Source organism: Sphingobacterium corticibacter (assembly GCF_003076635.1).
In the GTDB taxonomy this organism is placed as follows: Bacteria; Bacteroidota; Bacteroidia; order Sphingobacteriales; family Sphingobacteriaceae; genus Sphingobacterium; species Sphingobacterium corticibacter.
Map to the genome: position 1 here is coordinate 569,121 of NZ_QDKG01000001.1, position 21,753 is coordinate 590,873.

Below are 21,753 nucleotides of genomic sequence, written 5' to 3' on the forward strand. Positions count from 1 at the left end.
TACATGGCTGCATCTCCTAATCATCCGCTGATAATTGTCGTAAAAACGCAGCAGACAGATCCAAGTGCTTTTTACGTTTCTCGCTATCCATCTTATCAAATGTGCCGATCAACATGCCTAAGCGAGGATTTTTGCTCAATACATCGCGGTGCTGATGCATGAAACGCCAAAAAAGTGCGTCCCACGTTTCCTGCCATTCACCCTTTTCCCAGTTTCCCATCTTTAGCAAATAGTTGCTGCCCGATATATACGGTTTAGTCGTCGTCAGTCCGCCATCTGCATATTGCGTCATGCCGTACGTGTTGGGTACCATCACCCAATCGTAGCTGTCTACAAACATTTCCATAAACCAACGGTACACGTCATCCGGGTCAAATTCACACAAGAGCATAAAATTGCCCAACACCATCAATCGTTCGATGTGATGGCAGTATCCGTATTTTAAAATCCGCTTGATAACCGTATCAATCGGATGAATACCAGTCTCTCCAGTCCAAAAGGTTTTTGGTATTTTGCGTTTAAAATTCCAGAAATTCCGGTTGCGTTGCTTAGTTCCTTCACGCTCATAAACAATATGGATAAATTCGCGCCAACCTATAATTTGGCGGATGAATCCCTCCAGTGAGTTCAGCGGAACTTCGTGTTCGCTGGCATAGGCCAATGCCTCATCAAGAATTTGCTGCGGATCTAGCAGGCCAATGTTGAGCATTGGGCTCAGAACCGAATGATGTAAAAAGCCTTCGGATATCACCATAGCATCTTCGTAATCTCCAAATTGAGCAAAACGATGTTTGAAAAAGGTGTGCAACCATTGTTTTGATTCCTCGTGTGTAGTTGGGTAAAAGTGGACTTCATCATTCAGTGACTCATCGGCCGTACCATAATTGTTGGGAAATGCCTTTTTTACCCATTGACGAGCTTCGGCAACGTAGTTGTTTTCTTTTAGTTTACCCAGCTCAGGAATAGCCTGTTTTTTAGGAAATCGCTTCCTATTATCCTGATCGTACGACCATTTGCCACCCAGAGGCGTCTGATCTTGTTCCAACAAGATTTGCCTGTTTTTACGCTCCTCGGCATAAAAATCAGCCATGAAATACCTTTTCTTCTGGTCGAAAAATTCATTCTCCGAAGCGTCGTTCAAAAAGTTGGATGTCGGTAGTTTTTCGTGGACAATACCTTCCTTTTTACACGTGCTGTCAATGCGGGCAGCCAACCAATTATCGGCCACATCCGCATAGAAAATGGTTTCTACACCTTCCTTTTTCAATTGTTTCAATAGTTGACGCACGTCCTCATTTTTTTCGGTCGCTTCGATGTATTGCACAGTATAACCCTGTTTTTTTAGCCGGTCTGCATAATATTGCATACTAGCGCGATGCAGCACAAGTTTTTTCTTGTGGAAAGCGTATTGATTAAAAAATAGTGTTTCTTCTATAAGGTACACCGGGCGAGATTTTTTTAAGGCGGGATGCTTCGCAAAAAGTTGATGTGGGAAGATGAGGGAGATGTGCGTATTGTCCATGCGAAGTAAACAGAAAACAGGCGCTTTAGGTTTGGATAGATAAATCACGGCAAAAAAAGAGACCCGGCGCATGCGCCGGGTCTTTCATCTATTTTTGCAGAAAATTATGATTTCTTGCTATGATCTTGTCCTACGTAAGTCAAATCTTTTGCATGCTTCACTTTTTCATCAAGCAAGGCGATCTGAATTACTTCTCGCATTTCCTTCACGTAGTGGAATGTCATGTCTTTGATATAATCTTCTTTGATCTCCAAGATGTCTTTCTCATTGGATTTACACAAGATGATGGTATCAATGTTAGAGCGTTTTGCGGCTAAAATCTTCTCTTTAATACCACCTACAGGCAACACTTTGCCTCGCAATGTGATCTCGCCGGTCATCGCTAGATTCGCACGAATCTTACGTTGTGTGAACAAGGAAGTCAAGGCCGTCAACATCGTAATACCGGCCGATGGTCCGTCTTTCGGAGTAGCACCAGCTGGCACGTGTACATTCACATCCCATTCATCGAAGATGCGATAATCAATACCAAAATCTTCGGCATGCGAGCGCAAGTAAGCCATCGCGATCGCAGCAGATTCTTTCATCACATCGCCCAGATTTCCAGTCAAGCTCAACTTGCCTTTTCCGCGGCTTAGGCTAGATTCGATATACAAAATATCACCACCTACGGCAGTCCACGCTAAACCAGTCACCACACCAGCCGTATTGTTGTCTTCGTAAAGATCTTTATCGAAGATCGGTGCGCCTAATATTTCCTCTACCTGCGTAGCGGAAATGTTGGCTTGATATGGTTTTTCCATCACGATTTTCGTCGCGATACCACGCACTACGCTGCCGATCTTTTTCTCCAGCCCACGTACGCCAGATTCGCGCGTATATTCATCGATGATTTTTTCGATGCTTTTCGCATTCAGCGAGATGTCTTTGGTTTTGAGGCCGTGCATTTCGCGTTGCTTTGGCAACAGGTGTTTCTTGCCAATCTCTACTTTTTCTTCGATCGTGTAGCCATTCACCTCAATGATCTCCATACGATCCAATAAGGCCGGTTGGATGCTGCTCAGTGAGTTCGCTGTCGCGATAAACATCACTTTAGAAAGATCGTATTCCATCTCTACATAGTGATCGTAGAAATTGGTGTTTTGCTCTGGATCCAACACCTCCAATAGCGCAGAAGAAGGATCGCCTTTAAAATCAGATCCAATTTTGTCGATCTCATCCAGTACAAATACCGGATTGGAAGATCCCGCCTTTTTCAAGGACTGGATAATACGGCCGGGCATGGCACCAATATAGGTTTTACGATGTCCACGGATCTCCGCTTCGTCGCGCACACCGCCTAATGCCATACGGGTATATTTTCGTCCTAGTGCTTTGGCAATGGATTTTCCTAAAGAAGTCTTACCAACTCCCGGAGGACCTACCAAACACAAAATTGGCGCTTTCATGTCATTCTTTAGCTTCAATACCGCAAGATATTCTACAATACGTTGCTTGACTTTTTCCAAGCCGTAATGATCTTTATCTAGCGTTTTTTCGGCGCGAGCCAAGTCAAAGTTATCTTTCGTGTAGCTCTGCCAAGGCAAATCCAACAAAAGCTCTAAGTAGTTGAGCTGTACCGAATAGTCTGCTGCCGCGGGATTGATCCGTGCTAGCTTTTCTAATTCTTTATCGAAGTGATTACCAACATCTTTTGGCCATTTCTTTGTTTTAGAACGAGTGCGCAAACTGTCAATTTCCAAATCAGGTGTATTGCCACCCAATTCTTCTTGGATAGTTTTTAGTTGTTGGTGCAAGAAGTAATCGCGTTGCTGTTTATCTAGATCTACGCGAACTTTATTCTGAATCTGATTTTTCAGCTCCAACATCTGGATCTCCGTCGTCAAGTGCTCTAATAGTAACTTGGCGCGTTTTACGAAATCCACTTTTTCCAACAATTCTTGTTTGCTCGTAAGCTCCAAAGAAAGATTAGAGGAGATGAAATTCACCAAAAAAGTAGGGCTATCGATATTCTTGATCGCTATTCCTGCTTCACTAGGCAAATTAGGAGATAGTTGAATAATCTGCTGCGCCAATTCTTTGATCGAAGAAATCAATGCCTTGAATTCCTTGCTGCTAGTTTTAGGCTTTTCCTCATCGTAACGCTCTACTTGCGCTAGCATGTAAGGGTCCGTTTGCACCACCGCATTGAGTTTGAAACGTTGTTTACCTTGGATAATTACCGTCGTATTGCCGTCCGGCATCTGTAGCAATTTGATGATGTTTGCTACGGTACCCACGCTATTCAACTCCTCAAAAAGCGGATCTTCGATTGTCATATCTTTCTGAGAAACAACACCAATCGTACGATCGCCTTTGTAGGCCTCTTTGATTAATTTGATGGATTTGTCGCGACCAACGGTGATCGGTATCACCACTCCTGGAAATAAAACCGTATTTCTTAGAGGAAGGATGGGTAATATTTCTGGAATATCCGCATTACTCATTTCATCCTCATCTTCTTGGCTAAGAAGTGGGAAAAACTCTGTTTCTTCGTTTATGATAGGTAGTACGTTATTGAAATCGAAAGTATTGTCTTTGCTCATATAATAGCTTACGCATGCTGACATCTTGTCTATGCAAAAATGCCGCTACGAATTTTAAATGATAAAATGAAGATGGTGCAACCCAAGTGCCAAAGTTAATTTTGGTACTATTTATGCTTACACCCTCTGGAATAACTGCAAATACGTCAGTTTTGTTCGGTTGTATGTCAGACGAATTGACGTAAGTTAGCTATTTACTAGGTCTTCGTAAGAGCGAATGTGGAAATGTTTATAAATATTGATTGTACAGTTAAACTATTTAATTCATTTTTACTCCATACAGGGGATTTATTTAAAAATGTTTTGTAACTAAAGTTAAGTGATTGAATATGAGAAAAGTAAAAATTGGAATGGCAGCCTTAGCGCTTGCGTTATCTGTTTACTCGGCGGAAGCACAGCAGGCAGAACATAAAAACCCGAATGTGCGTGCGGGCGAAAAAGCCCTAATGGGTGGTGATTTTAAAACGGCAATTACGCATTTGCAAAAATCTATGCCAGCGGAAGCTGCTGATGCAGATGTACACTATTTATTAGGTTACGCGCTTTTCCAAAACGGAGATTTCAAAAAAGCAGCGGATTCTTTCACGAAAGTAGTGGCATTAAATCCGAAAAATACTTCTGCATACTACTACAAAGCAAAAGCAAACAATGCGGTGGCAGTGAGTACAGAGTCTAAGATTGATGCAAAACAACGCCAAGCGCTATTAGAATCATCGATTGCTGATTATACGAAAGCGATTTCTATGGATGCTCAAGACGCTAAATTGTACCAAAATAGAGGTACAGCGTACCGTGATTTGGGTATTTTGAAAGGTAATGCAGGCGCCGCTTACAATAAAGCAGCAGCTACTGAATCATACAACAAAGCAGTAACAGATTTCGAGAAAGTTTTGACGTTTGATGCATCCCGCAAGGATATCCAAACGGAATTGAAAAAAGCGAAAGTATATCGCGACAACTTGAAATAGATCAACCCGTCAACAATTAAAATCCAATAAACGTTAAAGTGCCTCGATGTTCCGCATCAGGCACTTTTTCTTTTTATTGAAGGTCTTTGCGAAGCCGAAGCACGAAGCTGCGGCAATCTTTGAAGTATGTTATAATAAATTTAGACTGCTGCGTCAATTTTGAAATATCAACGCTCTGAACTCTATTAACGTTATCAACCCAAAAAGGTATAGATCGCGTTGTCGTACCTCCGCGCGATGACGATAGGACGTGCTATAAAGTGCCTTGATCGCCACGTCTTTGCGAAGCCGAAGCATGAGGCTGCGGCAATTTTTGAGCTGTGCTATTGCAGCAATCCTTAGTTCTAAACGCTATGAACTCTATTAACTTTCTCAACTCTTCTATTAAGCTCAAAAAAAACTACTCCGCGCTAGGTTTTCTTTGCACGATGAATCGGTAGCAAATCCACAAGATCAGAATCCAAATAGGCATCAACAACACCGATATTTTGAATACCGTGAAGCACATCATGACCAACACACCGATCAGAAAAATAAATGAAAGATAGTTCGTAAAAGGATACAGAATCGTCGGAAACTTGGTAATAGCCTCCTGCTTTTTTATTTCTTTGCGGAAGAACATGTGCGTTAGCGTAATCATGATCCAGTTAATCACCAATGCCGAAACTACCAATGACATCAAGATTTCCAAAGCTTGTTCTGGAATCAGTTTATTGATGACTACCGTGACCGCTACGAAAATAGCCGATACGAGAATCGCATTAATAGGAGAGTGGCTCTTATTAAGTTTCGTCAAGAATTGCGGCGCATTACCCTGTTTAGCCAATCCGTAGAGCATACGAGAATTACTGTACACACAGCTATTGTACACCGATAAAGCTGCTGTAAGTACGATTAGATTCAACGCATTCGCGATCAAGTTGGAAAAAGACACGCTCATGCCGAAGAAGCTGAATTTCATCGCGTCTAATGACGCGAAAACGGTTACAAATGGGCTGGTATCTCGGTCGATCTGCTGCCATGGAAGTAGGGAAAACAAAATAACCAATGCACCAATATAGAAGATCAAAATCCGAAATAAAACCTGATTAGTCGCTTTCGGGATGTTTTTTTCCGGATTTTCGGCCTCCGCAGCCGTGATGCCGACGAGTTCCAAGCCGCCAAAAGAGAACATAATGACCACGAGTGCGACCAACAAACCTTCATAAGATCCGTCTGGCAATTGTGCGATCAATCCCTTCGGGAAAAAACCGCCATCCCGATATAAATTGCTAATCGAAGCCTGATCTCCACCTGTACCACTAATCAGTAAGTACGAACCAAAGAGAATCATACCAATAATGGCGATCACTTTTACAATGGAGAACCAAAATTCGGTTTCCCCATAAATCTTGACAGAAGCCAGGTTGATCAAATTGATAATCACAAAGAATACCAAGCTAGAAACCCATAAAGGTAGCTCCGGCCACCAATAGTTCATGTATTTGCCGATGGCAGTCAATTCTGCCATACTCACTAGAATGTACAGAATCCAATAATTCCAGCCAGAAGCAAATCCCGCAAACGATCCCCAATAGCGATTGGCAAAATAGCTGAATGAACCCGATACGGGCTCATGTACCACCATTTCACCTAACTGCCGCATAATCAAGAAAGCGATAATTCCGGCAATACCGTAACCTAAAATCACGGCAGGTCCTGCCAGTATGGCCGCTTGACCAACACCTAAAAATAAGCCTGTTCCGATTGCTCCACCGAGCGCGATTAATTGGATATGGCGGTTGCTTAAGCCACGCTTAAGCTGGTTTTCGTTTTGTTCTTGCACTTTGGTTTAGCTATTTCTTCTGAAGTCCGGCATCACATTTACAATTGCCACCACAACCCGCATCTGTAGACTTTTTTGGGAATACATGTTTTACAACCATTGCGATAGCAATAAGAAATAAGATGCCGATGATGATATATTGTACGATCATAATGTACTGTTGGGTCTTATTTTAGTAGTTGATAGGCAACTAATGCTGCAATATAAGCAAGTCCCGTCATAAAACCAAGCTGTATCAGCGTCCATTTCCACGAGCCAGTTTCCTTCTTTACCACGGCTATAGTCGCCATACATTGCATCGCAAAAGCATAGAACAATAACAAGGAAATTCCTGAAGCAAAGTTGTACGCCGGAAGCCCAGTATTTCGGTTAACTTCGCTTTTCATCCGTTCAAACAGCGTAGCGCGTTCGCCATCGTCTTCGATGTCTACATCGTCGCCTAAGCTATACACCACGGCCATCGTACCTACGAATACTTCGCGTGCCGCGAAAGAAGAGATTAGACCAATTCCCATTTTCCAATCGTAACCCAACGGGCGCACGATCGGTTCGATTCCCATCCCGATGTAACCCAAGAAGGAGTGTTCCAGCTGGTAAGATGCGATAGCCGTCTCCAGTTCATCACCTTCCAGTGTTGGCTGCTCTGTGGTTACATAAGTCTCTGCATCGTAAAAACGATTGTTGGGTCCAAAGTTGCCTAGCACCCAAAGGATAATAGAAATCGCTAAAATGATCTTACCTGCACCAATCAAGAAGCCCGATGATTTTTCCCAGACATTAGTCACTACATTTTTCCAATCTGGAATTTTGTAAGTCGGAATTTCAAAAACCAAGTAGCTTTTGTGCACACTTTTGATGAAAATATTCAATATCCAAGCCGAACCAAGCGCACTCACCACGCCTAATATATATAAACCGAAAAGGACCAATCCTTGTATGTTGAAGCCCAAGAAAGTGCCTTCTGGAATCACTAAGCCAATAATCACGATGTATATCGGTAGGCGCGCCGAGCAGGTCATAAATGGTGTCACCAGCATCGTCAACAAGCGTTCTTTTGGATTCTCAATATTACGAGCCGACATTACCGCTGGTATCGCACAGGCTGCACCAGACATCAATGGAATGACCGATTTCCCGTTTAGACCAAATGGACGAAGCCAGCGATCCATCAGAAATACAATGCGACTCATATAACCTGTTTCCTCCATCAAAGAGATGAAGATAAATAAGATTACAATCTGCGGTAAGAAAATCACAATACCGCCAATACCCGTCACAATTCCATCGGTGAGCAAGGAGCTCAGTGGCCCTTCGGGCAATTGTGTACTAAGGTACGCTGCCAAGTCACTAAAAGTACCATCGATCCAATCCATTAACGGCGCCGACCAAGCAAATATCGCTTGGAAAATCAATAGCAATACACCCAAGAAAATAGCGTAACCCACCAATGGATGCATCAACAAACGATCGATTTTGGCGGTGGTTTTTAAGGCGCTACTTTCGCCGCGAATCACGATCTGCTCCAGCGCACGATCGAGTTCTTGGCTACGCACCAGGGATTCATCGCGTTGCAATTGTTGCGGTGTGATCGTATGCTGTTGGCGGATTTGTAAAACGGCAGCTCGTTGGTCGTTTGTAAGCACCTTTGAGTTCTCTTGCGCCAAAAAGAGCCACGTACTATATTCTTTGGCCAAAGGAAAAAGTCGCTTAGCCTCTGCTAATGCAGGCGCATATGCTGCTGGCACTTGAAAAGAACTGATGTACAGCGAAGGTTCATTGTCCAAGCCTGCGATCAATTCTTGAATACCTTTTCCGGTGCGTGCGTTGGTCTGATAAATTTCGGTGCGTAGGAGCTGTCGCAATGCATCGAAATCAATGCTAATGCCTTTTTGAGCCAATTCATCCACCATATTGACGACAAAGATGGCAGGCAATCCCATTTCTCTCACTTGTTGGTAGAGCACGATTGCACGTTTCAATGTAGCTGGTTCGGCCACAACCACCACTAAGTCCGGATAATAAGAACCTTTCGTGTCAGAAAGCGTATCGTACACCACTTCTTCATCCAAAGAGTTGGGATAAATGGTATACGTGCCAGGAAGGTCTACGATGTGATATTTCTTGTCTTGATGTACCAGTGTGCCTTCTCGTTTCTCAACAGTAACTCCTGGATAATTGCCGACCTTTTGATTTAATTTGGTCAATCGATTGAATAGAGAGGTTTTCCCTACGTTTGGATTCCCAAGTAAAGCGATGACTTTTTTCTTCATTATATTCTTTCTGCCGTGATGCGTAGCGCTTCGGATTTACGTAGCGCAATGAGTGTGTTGTTTGCGATGATATTAATACAGATTGGACCCTGAAATGGCGCTTTGTGTTTTATTTCTACCAGCGCACCTGGTACGAAGCCCAGTTCATAAAATTTGGCGGGTAAAGACTCGGTGTCCAACTGACTTATTTTTGCTTTTTCTCCAGAATTTAAATTTCCCAGATTCACATTATTTTGCATTTTTTGCTATTTTAGTACTTCGTGAATGACAGACTACCTGTGCAAATATAGATAATTGCCCACTATTTGCTATTTTAAATCACGTATAAACAATTTAACTATGGCAAGATTGGAAGATAAGATTCAAGCGAAGAAGTTCAGTAGTGAATGGCATAAAGCCACTATCAACATCGTGTATACACACAATTGGTTGACCAATCTGCTGGAGGAACGGGCGAGTAAGCATGATCTTACCTTGCAGCAGTTTAATGTCTTGCGTATTTTGCGTGGGCAATATCCGTCACCGGTCAAAAATTCTTTGTTACGTGAGCGCATGCTCACCAAAACCTCGGATATTTCTCGATTGATTGATCGCATCATCGCCAAAGACTTGGTATCCCGCACCTCGTGCGATCAAGATAAAAGAGCCGTCGATCTACTGATTACTCAAAAAGGCTTAGATCTGCTCGAAGAAATGGAAAATCAGATGATGCTTGCCGACGTACTTCCCCATAATATTACGGAAAAGCAATGCATGGAACTTAACAAATTGCTAGATAAGTTTCGCGGCAAGGATAAGCTTTAGTGCGGATGACTATGCTCTTCCTCATGCTTATGCTCATGATGCTCGTGTGAGTGCCCATCATGATTATGGTGTTCATGCGAATGTCCATCGTGGCCGTGGCTCGAATGATCATGGCCATCGAATAAGAAGTTGGCTAACGATACCAGTATCCCCAATACGATGGCGATCATTTTTTTACGATTGAATTTGTGATGATCTGCTGAACCCGATTCAAACAATATCGTAGTCGAAATATGCAAAAAGATACCAATTACAATTGCCATTAATTTGTCGAAATGTTTCGAGATTTCCCCAACACCACCCGAACTGATAGTTTCGCTAGTTATAAACCCAAGTGGAGTCATGGCAGCGAAGATACCAATGTACAGCATGATTTTTGTCTTCGATAAGTTGGTGTTAAGCAACAAACTACCCAAGGCAAATGCAGCTGGTACGTGATGTATCGCAATACCAAATACCAATTGCGTCTGATGGCCTGCCACTAAAGGCATACCTTCCAAAAAAGCGTGTAAACACAAGCTGATTAATATCCCCAACGGGAATACCTTATAATCGTGTTGATGGATATGACCGTGCTCAATGCCCTGTGAGAATTGCTCCAAGAGCAATTGAAATATAAAACCACCCAAAATATAGAGTCCGATAATCTCTGGATCCGTCTGTCCGCCTAAATAAGCATGTGGTATTAAATGCAATACCGTGATGGCAAACAAATAAGCCCCACTAAACGATAGTATCAATTTTAGAAATTGCGCATTGTCTCGTTTGACAAAAAACACGCTGATACCAGCTGTAAAAGCGGAAATAAAAAGAATAGAGATAATCGATGCCGGACTCATATTTTATGTTGTTACTGTATTTTGCTGTTTAGGCGTAAGAAGGTTTGGAAAAAACCGATGAAAGAGATAGCCATTGAGTACGCCAATACCTGTACCTAACAATGCGCCAAACAGAATATCCAACGGGTAATGTACGCCTACATATACCTGAGAAATAGAAATCATAAATGCCCATAAGAAACCCAACCAAAAGACATGCTTCCAGCGCCGGCGAAAAAGCACGATCCAGAAGAATGCCATCGCAAAGTGATTGGTGGCATGCGAGGATGTAAAGCTATAACCGCCACTACATCGTACTCGCAGATTAATATTCTGTTTGAATGTTTCATCATTACAAGGGCGCACCCGTTTGACAGTCTTCTTGATCAAATGCGATGATACGCCATCAGATACGCCAAAGTTTATCAAAGTCACTGCGACGATCAGGATACCAACCTTACCGTAATGTTTAATAAAAAATATAACCAGAAAAAGGTAAAGCGGAGCCCAGGTGAATGGATTTCGAAGAATTGGTAATAACCAATCGAAAATCGCATTGCTGGCACCCTGATTGAACATCAGAAAAATTTCCTGATCTATTTGTATAATTCTTTCAAGCATAATGATAAAAATTTCACAGATGGTTGCTGGATCTTTAAGGACTCCAAATCTATAAAATATTTCAATGCAATTACCTTCTTGCTGTTAAATGAAACAATGTTGCGACAAAGATACTCCGACATTCTGAATTTCAAAATTTAAATTTCAATTAGCCGGATTATTTCGTGTATTTTAGCCTCAAAACTTATTTTAAAGCGTATGACATTAATAAAGTCTATATCGGGAATTAGAGGTACGATCGGCGGCAGAGCTGGCGACAACCTGACTCCCATAGATATTGTGAAGTTTACAGCGGCTTTTGGCAAAATCATTACTCAGAATGCCACATCGCAAACTATCGTAGTTGGTAGAGATGCCCGCGTCTCGGGCGATATGGTGGCAAGATTGGTGATTGGCACGTTGCAAAGTATCGGTGTAGATGTGGTAGATCTTGGTTTGTCTACGACACCAACTGTTGAATTAGCTGTGCCTATGGAATCCGCCGCAGGCGGAATAATCCTGACCGCTTCACATAACCCCGGACAATGGAATGCGTTGAAATTGTTGAATGCGCAAGGCGAGTTTATCAGCGACGTAGAAGGACAAGAAGTATTAGCGTTGGGCGAAAGCTTGGAGTTCGATTTTGCGGAGTATAATCAATTGGGCAAAGTGCGCGCAGACGACAGTTACCTACAAAAGCATATTGATGCGGTACTAGCTTTACCATTGGTAAATGTGGAAGCGATTCGCCAAGCGAATTTTAAAGTAGCAGTTGATGCGGTGAACAGCTCCGGTGGTATCTACATCCCAGCTTTGTTAGAAGCCTTAGGAGTAAATACGATATATCCCATTCATTGTACGCCAAATGGGGAATTTCCACATAATCCTGAGCCATTAAAAGAGCATTTGGTAGATCTATCTCAAGCCGTGATTGACAATAAGGCAGATCTAGGAATAGCCGTAGATCCAGATGTAGATCGTCTGGTATTTATGATGGAAGATGGCGAGTTGTTTGGAGAAGAATATACTTTAGTAGCGGTGGCAGATTATATCTTGTCGCAGCAATCAGGCAATACGGTTTCCAATCTGTCATCCACACGTGCCTTACGCGATGTTACGCTGCGTCATGGTGGCCAGTATTTTGCGGCTGCTGTTGGCGAGGTCAATGTAGTCACCAAGATGAAAGAAGTAAACGCCGTCATTGGCGGCGAAGGCAATGGCGGTATTATTTACCCAGATTCGCATTATGGCCGTGATGCCTTGGTTGGCGTGGCACTTTTCCTGACGCACTTAGCCAATTTAAAACAAAAGCCTTCCGCTTATCGCGCTTCGTTGCCACAATACTTTATGTCTAAAAACAAAATCACCCTGACATCAGGACTGGATATTGATGGGCTACTTGCTAAGATGCAGGAAAAGTATGCACATGAAACACATACGACTATTGATGGTTTGAAAATAGATTTCGAACAAGAATGGGTGCATTTGCGTAAATCCAATACCGAACCTATTATTCGTATCTATAGCGAAGGCGCTACGCCCGAAGCGGCGGAGGCCATCGCACAAAAAATCATCCAAGAGATACAAGCCATTATTGCATAAAATCTGATAGAATAACTTAAGTAGTATTACGCTACTGTGCATACAACACCTGAATCGACATACCCAATGCTCGATTCAGGTGTTTTTTTTATGTTAATGTTTCAAACAAAATTCTTGTCCGTTGGTTAGATGGTAGAAAAACACACTAACGTAACAATTTAGATATATTTCAGAGGGCGTTCGAACATTCGCATGATTGTTTCGAAAGATAAGGAAGTAGCAATACCATTTACCACCTCCATTAAGACATCCAGTATAATTTATGAACAGATCTATGGCGAAGCACAGCTATTACACCATTCTATTGACCTGCCTGTTTGTGTGGGCGGTTAATGCGCTACAAGCGAACACCTTCTCGGCATCTAGAGTTTCTAGTTTGGCAGATTCCATTCAAGTACAAGGTAAAATAACCGACTCCGTCGGCAACGCCGTCGTTGGAGCAGTGATTACCGAAAAGGGAACGTCCAATACCGTCACATCCAATGAGGCTGGAGAATATAAGATTGACGCAAATCCAAATGGGGCATTGATGGTATTAAAATCTCCTTATGCTGTCAAAGAGGTATTTGTCAACAATCAACGGCAACTCGATATTGCGTTGACCGTTACGGCAGCCGAAGCCGAATCAGCTGCCGAGGCGCAAGCAGATAGTGCTGCCGCTGTACAACAAGATACGACGACAGCCATCGCGAATCAGACTGGCCAAACAGACAGTACCGCCGTCGTAACAACAACCACGGCAACAGACACAGTAATTGCGGGAATAACGAGAACGGGCGTGGTTTCTGGACCATCGGGCCCGCTGGGCGGAGTCAGTGTGCAAATACAAGGCACGTCGACTACTGTCTCGACCGACAACGAAGGTCGTTTTCAAATAGCCGCCGGTAGCGAGCAGGTTTTGGAATTTACCTCTTTAGGTTTTCAGCCAGTACGGCAGCCAGTCGGTGATCGAGCTAATATCCAAGTCGTCATGACGCCAGAAACCAATACCATAGAATCGGTGAAAGTCGTGGCGGTAGGATACGGCACGATGCGTCGAGAAACCTTGCCAACAGCCGTTTCTAGCATTGGCTCTGATGAAATAGAAAACGAAGTTTTGCCTAGTATTTCTCAAGCCATTCAAGGAAAAGCCGGTGGTGTGCAGGTAACGCAAAAATCGGGTTCACCCGGTGGTGGATTGAACATCCGCGTACGCGGTACGACTTCCATCAATGCTAGTTCGGATCCATTATACGTAGTAGATGGAATTCCCGTGAATAGCACCACGAATTTTACGGGCGGATCTAACTTTGATTTCGGAGGCGGTACACAAGGGATCAATATTTTGTCGTCCATCAATCCATCTGATGTACAATCGGTAGAGATTTTGAAGGATGCGGCTTCCTCGTCCATCTACGGATCACGTGCTGCCAATGGTGTGGTTTTGATTACCACAAAAAAGGGAACTGCGGGGGGCAGCGAGTTTAGTTTTAATATGTACGAAGGTTTTTCTCAAGTTCCACGCGAGCGCTACTATGATATGATGAATACCGAGCAGTATCAGGATTATATGCGCGATTTTTACGGGCAAATGCAGCGTCAAGCACAGGCGATCAATCCAGATACAATGATTACTATTCCTGGTCAGATCCTGAGCAACCCCAATATCAATACCAATTGGCAAGATGAAATCTTTCGTACCGCGCCCACACGCAATTACGAGATTTCTTCCAGAGGAGGTGGCGATCGTACACAATATTACACTTCCGTTGGGTACATGCGTCAAGGCGGTACTTTATTGTATTCGGATTTCAATAGGTTAAGCGGTCGGTTGAATTTAGATCATCAACACAGTGATAAGCTGCGTTTCTCTACTGCCGTAAATATTACCCGTGCGATAAACAAGCGCGTGCAAGAAGAAAACTCCCGCGAAGGAGCTACTAAAAGTGGTTTTGTTGCGCCGCCAAATTTGCCAGTTTTCGATGAATCGGGGCGCTATGTGTATGACGAAGTGATCACTTCACGCGAAAATCCAGTGGCTATGTTGCAGCTGCCTACTAATGAAGCACAGACTTTTCGGATTCTGGCGAACGGACAGGTGGATTACAATTTTATTCCGTCATTAACCTTGATGACACGCTTTGGAGTAGATGTAAGCTTTATCGACGAGACGTTTTTCATGCCGCCTACTGGTTTGCGTGCTTTCACAGCGCAGCGCGGTTTGGGGGCGCGCCGCAATACGCGCGACCAGCTATGGATCAATGAAACAACCTTGACCTTTGATAAGCAATACGATGATCATCATATCAATGCCTTGGCAGGTTTCTCTTTACAAGAATCTCGTCTGGAGTTTGTACACGCTCAGCGGTCTAATTTCGTAGACAATGATGTCAATCAAATCGTAGGCGGCGGTATTATTACCGGCGCTAATGCTTTTCCAGAAGAATGGGCAATCGCATCGGGTTTTGGCCGCGTGAACTACGTTTTTCAAGATAAATATATCTTGAACGCTAATGTACGTTGGGATGGATCTTCGCGCTTCGGAGCCGATAATCGTTGGGCGGTGTTTCCAGCATTCGCTGCCGCATGGCGTATTTCACAGGAAGATTTCTTGAAAGATTCGAAAACGTTGAGCGATCTGAAATTACGTGCTAGCTGGGGTAAAACCGGTAATCAGAACATTGGTAACTATGCCAGTTACACTTTGTATTCTGCCGGTAACAATTACATCGGTTCACCAGGTTTTATTCCCAATATTCTGGGAGACAATCAGCTGAAATGGGAAACGACCACGCAAACCGATATCGGTGTTGATTTTGGCTTGTTCAACAATCGTATTTCCGTCTTAGCGGATTATTATTACAAGCGTACTTCTGATTTGTTGATCAGTGTGCCCGTACGCCATAGCTTAGGCTTCATCAATCGTTTTACAAATTTTGGGGAGATCGAAAACAAAGGTTTTGAGTTTGAGCTAACCTCCCGCAACTTAGTCGGCGAATTTCGCTGGACTACTTCCTTGAATATGACCTTCAATCGCAATAAAGTGATTTCGTTGCCGGATGGCGTCGATGAGATGTTGGGTGGAGTAGGTGATCTTAATATTGCAAGACCGGGATTGCCGCTAGGCTCATTCTCTGGATGGAAAATGATCGGTGTAAACCCACAAACAGGAATGATCGACTATCAAGGTGTAGATGGCAATGTTGTATTGCCTACCGAATACCGCGATCGTACCGTTATTGGAGATCCTAATCCAGACTTTTTCGGTGGTATTACCAACAATTTCTACTACAAAAATTTCGATCTGAGCATTATGGGGCAGTTTTCGTATGGTAATGATATTTTCAACTATAACCTATTTACGGCTTTGTCTGGCTTTAATAATAGCAGCAATGGTCTGGTAGATTGGGTAGACAGATGGCGCCAACCGGGCGATATTACGGATGTACCGCGTGTGTCTCCTGGAGATCTCAATAATGCGACGATTTCTGATCGCTTTGTAGAAGATGGATCTTTCTTCCGCTTGCGCAATATCACCTTAGGCTATACTTTTTCAGACGCCGTGAACGCAAAGTTACGCACCAAAGGATTTCGTTGGTACTTCACCGTCCAGAATGCCTTCGTATTCACCAAATACCGCGGCTATGATCCAGAAGTAGCTTCAAGCCATGGCGGTGCCAATACCGGTTTGATTTATGGCTATGATTACGGTAGCTATCCACAGCCGCGTATTTTCACGACAGGCGTTAATATCACTTTTTAAATCACCCATCAGCTTTAAACACTATGAAAATTAGAAATATCATCCCTTTATTCATTGCCGTGGTCGTGACGACTTTTGCGACCTCATGTAATGATTTCCTTGATCGAATGCCCGAAGCACAACGTTCTCCGGAAAGTATTTTTACCTCGGAGGAGAGTGCCAATGCTGCGGTTAATGGTATGTATCGCTCGATGATGAATAGCTTTTCGTACGGACAGGCTATCTTAATGATTCCTGAGTTTTCGGCTAATCATTTAGGACATGTGAGTAGCTTTCCAGAATTTGAAAATTTTGCAACCCACGGTATTATAGATCCTGATGGCGGAGCGCAGCAACCCTTGCCGCCGTCCAATATTTGGCTGGCCAATATGTGGCAAGTAACCTATCAAACTATTAATGCGGCAAATGGTATCATTGCCATGGTGCCGCAAATGGATGCTTCTGTGATTAATGATGAACGAAAAAATCAATTTGAAGGCGAAGCCAGATTTATTCGTGCCATGCATTATTTCTTCCTTGCTCGAGCCTTTGGTAATGTTCCTTTAGAGCTTACGCCATCTGGTGAGCAAAATGATGAATTTGCACCGCAGGCAAACACCGAAGAACTTTATGTGCAGATCATCGATGATCTAACCCGAGCGGTGGAGATATTGCCGCTATCAGCAGGTTCAGGGCTAGCAGAAAAAGGCAGAGCAAACCGTTGGGCTGCCAAAGCCTTACTGGCCAAAGTACATCTTTATCACGCTACTCAATTTACCAATGATTTCACGGAAGCAGTACGGCTTTCTGAAGATGTGATCCAGAATGGGTCATACAGTTTGGTAAGTAATTACATCAATATTTGGCAGGCCGAAAATACGACTGAATCTATTTTTGAGCTGCAATTTGATGAACAAGCGACCAACCCTTGGGCTAATGAGATTGGTGATAATGATGGTAACCGGACTTTTGCACGAGACAATTTTGTGGCAAATTTGTACGATTCCTTAGATACTAGAAAAGCAGCAACCGTGCGCTTGGGTACGCGTGCAGGTCTTACGGATCGTTGGTACATTGCCAAATATCCTAATCTCGTACCAGCCACTCAAAACTTTCCGCTTATTCGTTTGGCGGAGGTATATCTTATCCATGCCGAAGCCAAAGCACGTGTAGATAACTCGGTGAGTGATGCATCGTATCAATCTTTAGCAGCTGTGCAAACGAGAGCAGGAGTGCTTGAGCCCATAAGCGCATACACCAGTTTGGAGGCTTATATCGTAGCTATACAAGAAGAAAAAGAGAAGGAATTGATGTTTGAGGGCGAAACTTGGTTCGACTACTGCCGTACTGGCTTGGCGCTCACCAAATATAGTACGCTGACTGATGAGCAGTATTTTATCTATCCTATACCTGCAGCTCAGTTTCAAGTAGATCCTACTTTGGTACAAAACCCTGGCTACAGCCAAAACTAACCTCTAAAAGAAATAAACTATTTAAAAGCCAGCGACATCCATGTCGCTGGCTTATTTTGTTATAATAAATGGAGGCTGCTTAGCAACTAATAAGACTCATCTCTCGTATTCGAATCATTAAATGCTGCCGTGAAATCCTCCTTCTGCTGCTCCGTTAGGTCTTCGCTGAAAGCCAAAGACATTTCGTAATCACTCAAACTATCTGATGCTGGCAGTGATTTCCCTATCTGTTGTAAATGTTTTTCTACAGCTTGACTAATGGCTTTTTCTGATGACTGCTGTCCTTCGAGTGTGGAGGTGTCGGATCCGCTTCCGCCTTCAATATGCCAAGAGAGCTCCTTAAAGTCGGACAGGTAAAAAGATGCGACGTCTATTTTGATCTGTTTTTTCATGGTGTCAATGTTTACAATATACAACGACCTTACCGCCAATATGTTTTTCATACATACATAGTCGGAAGAGTTATTCGCGAAGAATGTTAACTCAACATCAGTTTTATAAGAAGCCTGATGTATCATACACAATATCTCATAAGATTATCTATTTTTGCGGCGTTAAATTATGAATAAGACGATATTTTCTCGCCTTTGGCGGATACAGTCTCATCTGGGGGTCAATCCTCAAATGACCTATATGGAAATTAAGCGGGTGCACATGGTCAATTTGATTGCCATTATATGTATACCTGCGATGTTTTTATTTTCTATAGTCAATCTATTTGAAGGCCGTAATTTTTTGTCACTTATTAATTTCTCAAACGGTATTTGCTGTCTTTCCATCTTGTTTCTACAATACTATAAGAAACACGAATTTGCTAAGGTCATTCTTTTGGGGGTGAATTTTCTCTTTTTTTATTTTGGTGCCTTATTTTACGGCAATGGTGGTGAGAATTTTCTACTTTGCATCATGATCGTTTGCATGTTGCTCTACGATAATCGAATCATCCAATGGTCAATGGGGTTGCTAGTTATTACAGGTATTGTATCCATTAAGCTCTTTCCCGCCGAGATATTAATTGCACATCACGTGCCGCAGAGCAGAGTGCTCATTAATACGATAGGGTCACTTTTCTTTATCGTAGTGGCGGTTCATTTTTTCAAGAATATCATTTATAACAATATGATGCAGATTGAAGAGCAGCGACAGAAATTGCAACTCCTCAACCAAGATAAGGAACGTATATTTTCTATTGTGGCACATGATGTACGTAGTCCGCTTTCCACACTGGAGGGAATGGTTTATATGTTGCATCAACAAGTAATTCTGGGCGCTGTATCCGAAGAGTATATTGTACAATTGCAACGACAGATTGCCAAGCAGAAGGAAGTGCTAGACGATATTTTGAGCTGGAGTAGTCGTAGTATGCGCGGCCAAGTGAAGGTGAACGCTACGACACAAGTTGCTGATATCGTTGATAATTTGATGGTTGTTTTTCAAACATCTTGTGATATTAAGCAAATAAAACTAACGGTAGATGTCGACCGATATTTTCCGCTGTATGTAGATCCAGATCATTTGACTATTATTCTAAGGAATGTAGTCAGTAATGCAGTGAAATTTAGTCATACCAATGGTGTTATCAAGATTTCTGTATCCAGAGATGTGGGTTACGGATTTATACATGTGCAAGATAACGGAATCGGTATGGAGAAAGATCAGGCGGCGTATCTCTTCCATACGATTCAGCAGCGCTCTGTTGGTACTGGCAATGAACCGGGAGCTGGTCTAGGTTTATTACTGTGTAGTGAGTTGATTAAACATAATGACGGTATTGTGCAAGTGGATAGCGTTCCTGGACGCGGAAGCAGGTTTACGGTCGGTTTTCCAATGCCACTAGATAACTAAGGCGATGTATTGCCTCAATTAATCCTCAATCCTTAAAAAAATTAAATCAAAAATAGGTCGAAATACCGAAACTAAAACCACCGAGCAGCACAGGAGGATTTGCCAGAAAATCCCGATTACGTTGATGGCGATAGTTCAGCCTTAATATGGTAAGTGAATTCGGTCTAAAACTTAAACCTCCGACCACACTCCATAAATCTTCGCCAATTTTGTCGCCGGTTTCCTGCACTCTTCCGACATTCCAGTCGACATATTCTAATCGGCAAGCAAGGTTAATCGAAGCATTGTCCCAGCCAAATATGCTGCGTCGCCAGATCGGCTGTACAATATCCACAAATCCACCGTACTGCCTGTTTCCATACTTCTGGATATAGTTTTCGGGTACTTGTATATTTATCCAAGCCCACTCTCCGGTAATAAATGTATTGAGGCGTGGAATTGTGGTGTTGAAATCTACCGCGAAAACATTTAATTTTCTTTTGTCATCGATCTGCTCGCCTTCATCCATGTAGCGATTGTATACACCGCCCATATAAGACAGGCCAAGTTCGCCAATTTTATTGTTGCGTACGGCGAATTTTCCAGAGTACAGTGGATGGCCGGTCAGGCTTTCCTCAAAGCGATCAGCATTAGATTTGGTCGCTGGAAGGTAGGTCTTTCCCTGTTCATTATCAATGATGGTATTATCAAAACCTCCCGAAATATACGCTTCGTAACCGAACATCCAATCATTGCTATATCGCTTGCCATATAAGCCAAAGCCTGCATTGCTCCATGTGGCGGGCAACATTTGGGTAGCTGAGATTGGACGATCTGTAAACTCCCATTTCGGTCCGTCATGATTTTGGTTAAATGATCCGATAGGATTCAAAATAATGCCACCACGTAAGTTGAGTAGAGGATCAAATTCCATATCTAACGCCGCAAACTCAATACTGATCTCTCGGGTACCATCTTCAAACTCCAGTTCACTCATAAATTTGATACGTTTGCTGATGGTGGATGCCATGAAAATAGTAAATCTTCGAAATTGGAACTGATGTCCTTCACTGACACCGTCTACACCGATATGCTGCCAGTTGGCCTCCATATAGCCGCCGATAGATACTGGCAATCTTCCAGCAAATAACATCGGCCTGTTGTATACAGCATCCATGTTCATGGTGTTTTTGAGTGAATCTTTGTTTTCTACTCTTTTGAACAAAGAAGAATCTATTTGAGCCTGTAATAACGATGGTGCATACAGCCCAAGAAGGAGTATTAGAAAAGATATTCTAGACATATTTCAGCGATATTTTAAGTAGGTTGTTATCAATAACGACCGGAAATGATCTTAAACTTTCGTTGGCAGGGCCATTGAGCACTTCACCTTTGAAGTTAAACTCGCTGTCGTGCGCCGGGCATTGGAGTCGATCTCCAAAAGCTTGAAGCTCGGCGCCTTGATGTGTGCATTGCATCAGTACAGCGTAATACTTATTGTCCGAAAATCGGTATACATAAATCGGATATCGTAGTTGATCGTGCGCTACCACAATGTATTTGCGATAAGTAGATTGTGCTGATTTTTCCGACAAAAAGTTTTCGGTCGTAATGACAAGATCGGAATCTACGATCTTGCCCGTCACTGTTTTTCTCGAAGCACAACCATTTAAAAATGATAGTCCTATTGTTGCACCGGCACACGCAAAACCGCAGTGCTTAATAAATTGCTTTCGATGCAT

The 21,753-nt window shown here is 42.9% G+C and carries 17 protein-coding genes; 6 read left to right on the forward strand and 11 right to left on the reverse strand.

What is annotated here, in order from left to right; translation table 11 throughout:
- Nucleotides 1-16 precede the first annotated feature (16 nt).
- Both DC487_RS02435 and lon read right to left on the reverse strand, forming a co-directional pair.
- Nucleotides 17-1,594 carry a cryptochrome/photolyase family protein gene (locus DC487_RS02435; protein WP_207774293.1) on the reverse strand — a complete coding sequence of 526 codons (1,578 nt, stop codon included), beginning with the start codon at nt 1,592-1,594 and terminating at the stop codon, nt 17-19.
- Between the two features lie 32 nt (nt 1,595-1,626).
- Complete coding sequence (lon, locus tag DC487_RS02440) at nt 1,627-4,107, reverse strand: endopeptidase La (protein WP_116774355.1); 2,481 nt, start codon at nt 4,105-4,107, stop codon at nt 1,627-1,629.
- 329 nt (nt 4,108-4,436) lie between these two features.
- Between lon and DC487_RS02445 the strand changes: the two genes are divergently transcribed.
- Entirely contained in the window at nt 4,437-5,075 is a 639-nt protein-coding gene (locus DC487_RS02445) for a tetratricopeptide repeat protein (protein WP_116774356.1), read from the forward strand.
- A 400-nt stretch (nt 5,076-5,475) separates the two neighbouring features.
- On the opposite strand, the gene DC487_RS02450 is transcribed toward DC487_RS02445, so the two are convergent.
- The 4 genes from DC487_RS02450 to DC487_RS02465 are packed head-to-tail and all read right to left on the reverse strand — an operon-like array spanning nt 5,476 to nt 9,409.
- A complete protein-coding gene (locus DC487_RS02450) occupies nt 5,476-6,900 on the reverse strand; it encodes an amino acid permease (protein ID WP_116774357.1) in 1,425 nt (474 codons plus the stop codon).
- 10 nt (nt 6,901-6,910) lie between these two features.
- Nucleotides 6,911-7,051 (reverse strand): FeoB-associated Cys-rich membrane protein, encoded by a 141-nt coding sequence (locus DC487_RS17390; RefSeq protein ID WP_116774358.1) that lies wholly within the window; start codon nt 7,049-7,051, stop codon nt 6,911-6,913.
- A 16-nt stretch (nt 7,052-7,067) separates the two neighbouring features.
- Entirely contained in the window at nt 7,068-9,170 is a 2,103-nt protein-coding gene (gene feoB, locus DC487_RS02460; protein WP_116774359.1) for a ferrous iron transport protein B, read from the reverse strand.
- Nucleotides 9,170-9,409 (reverse strand): FeoA family protein, encoded by a 240-nt coding sequence (locus tag DC487_RS02465; RefSeq protein WP_116774360.1) that lies wholly within the window; start codon nt 9,407-9,409, stop codon nt 9,170-9,172. Before DC487_RS02465 ends, feoB begins: the two co-directional genes overlap by 1 nt.
- A 100-nt stretch (nt 9,410-9,509) precedes the next feature.
- Between DC487_RS02465 and DC487_RS02470 the strand changes: the two genes are divergently transcribed.
- Nucleotides 9,510-9,974, forward strand: a complete 465-nt coding sequence (locus DC487_RS02470) for a MarR family winged helix-turn-helix transcriptional regulator (RefSeq protein ID WP_116774361.1) — start codon at nt 9,510-9,512, stop codon at nt 9,972-9,974.
- Here DC487_RS02470 and DC487_RS02475 read toward each other — a convergent pair.
- On the reverse strand, nt 9,971-10,813 hold the full coding sequence (locus tag DC487_RS02475) for a ZIP family metal transporter (RefSeq protein ID WP_116774362.1): 843 nt from the start codon (nt 10,811-10,813) through the stop codon (nt 9,971-9,973). The two genes, DC487_RS02470 and DC487_RS02475, sit on opposite strands and share 4 nt — an antisense overlap.
- 3 nt (nt 10,814-10,816) lie before the next feature.
- Entirely contained in the window at nt 10,817-11,413 is a 597-nt protein-coding gene (locus DC487_RS02480) for a phosphatase PAP2 family protein (protein WP_116774363.1), read from the reverse strand.
- A gap of 198 nt (nt 11,414-11,611) precedes the next feature.
- Here DC487_RS02480 and glmM point away from each other — a divergent pair, with 198 nt between their 5' ends.
- From glmM to DC487_RS02495, 3 genes are all read left to right on the forward strand, one after another.
- Nucleotides 11,612-12,994, forward strand: a complete 1,383-nt coding sequence (glmM, locus tag DC487_RS02485) for a phosphoglucosamine mutase (RefSeq protein WP_116774364.1) — start codon at nt 11,612-11,614, stop codon at nt 12,992-12,994.
- A gap of 262 nt (nt 12,995-13,256) precedes the next feature.
- Nucleotides 13,257-16,736: a SusC/RagA family TonB-linked outer membrane protein gene (locus tag DC487_RS02490; RefSeq protein ID WP_116774365.1), complete on the forward strand. Its 3,480-nt coding sequence runs from the start codon at nt 13,257-13,259 to the stop codon at nt 16,734-16,736.
- 23 nt (nt 16,737-16,759) lie between these two features.
- A complete protein-coding gene (locus DC487_RS02495; protein WP_239016304.1) occupies nt 16,760-18,187 on the forward strand; it encodes a RagB/SusD family nutrient uptake outer membrane protein in 1,428 nt (475 codons plus the stop codon).
- Between the two features lie 86 nt (nt 18,188-18,273).
- On the opposite strand, the gene DC487_RS02500 is transcribed toward DC487_RS02495, so the two are convergent.
- Complete coding sequence (locus tag DC487_RS02500; RefSeq protein ID WP_133228330.1) at nt 18,274-18,579, reverse strand: hypothetical protein; 306 nt, start codon at nt 18,577-18,579, stop codon at nt 18,274-18,276.
- Nucleotides 18,580-18,748: 169 nt separating this feature from the next.
- Here DC487_RS02500 and DC487_RS02505 point away from each other — a divergent pair, with 169 nt between their 5' ends.
- Complete coding sequence (locus tag DC487_RS02505) at nt 18,749-20,032, forward strand: sensor histidine kinase (RefSeq protein WP_116774367.1); 1,284 nt, start codon at nt 18,749-18,751, stop codon at nt 20,030-20,032.
- A gap of 46 nt (nt 20,033-20,078) precedes the next feature.
- Here DC487_RS02505 and DC487_RS02510 read toward each other — a convergent pair whose 3' ends face one another.
- A complete protein-coding gene (locus tag DC487_RS02510) occupies nt 20,079-21,314 on the reverse strand; it encodes a hypothetical protein (protein ID WP_116774368.1) in 1,236 nt (411 codons plus the stop codon).
- The gene (locus DC487_RS02515; RefSeq protein ID WP_116774369.1) at nt 21,307-21,753 is read right to left on the reverse strand and encodes a QcrA and Rieske domain-containing protein; all 447 of its coding nucleotides are present in this window, start codon (nt 21,751-21,753) and stop codon (nt 21,307-21,309) included. Before DC487_RS02515 ends, DC487_RS02510 begins: the two co-directional genes overlap by 8 nt.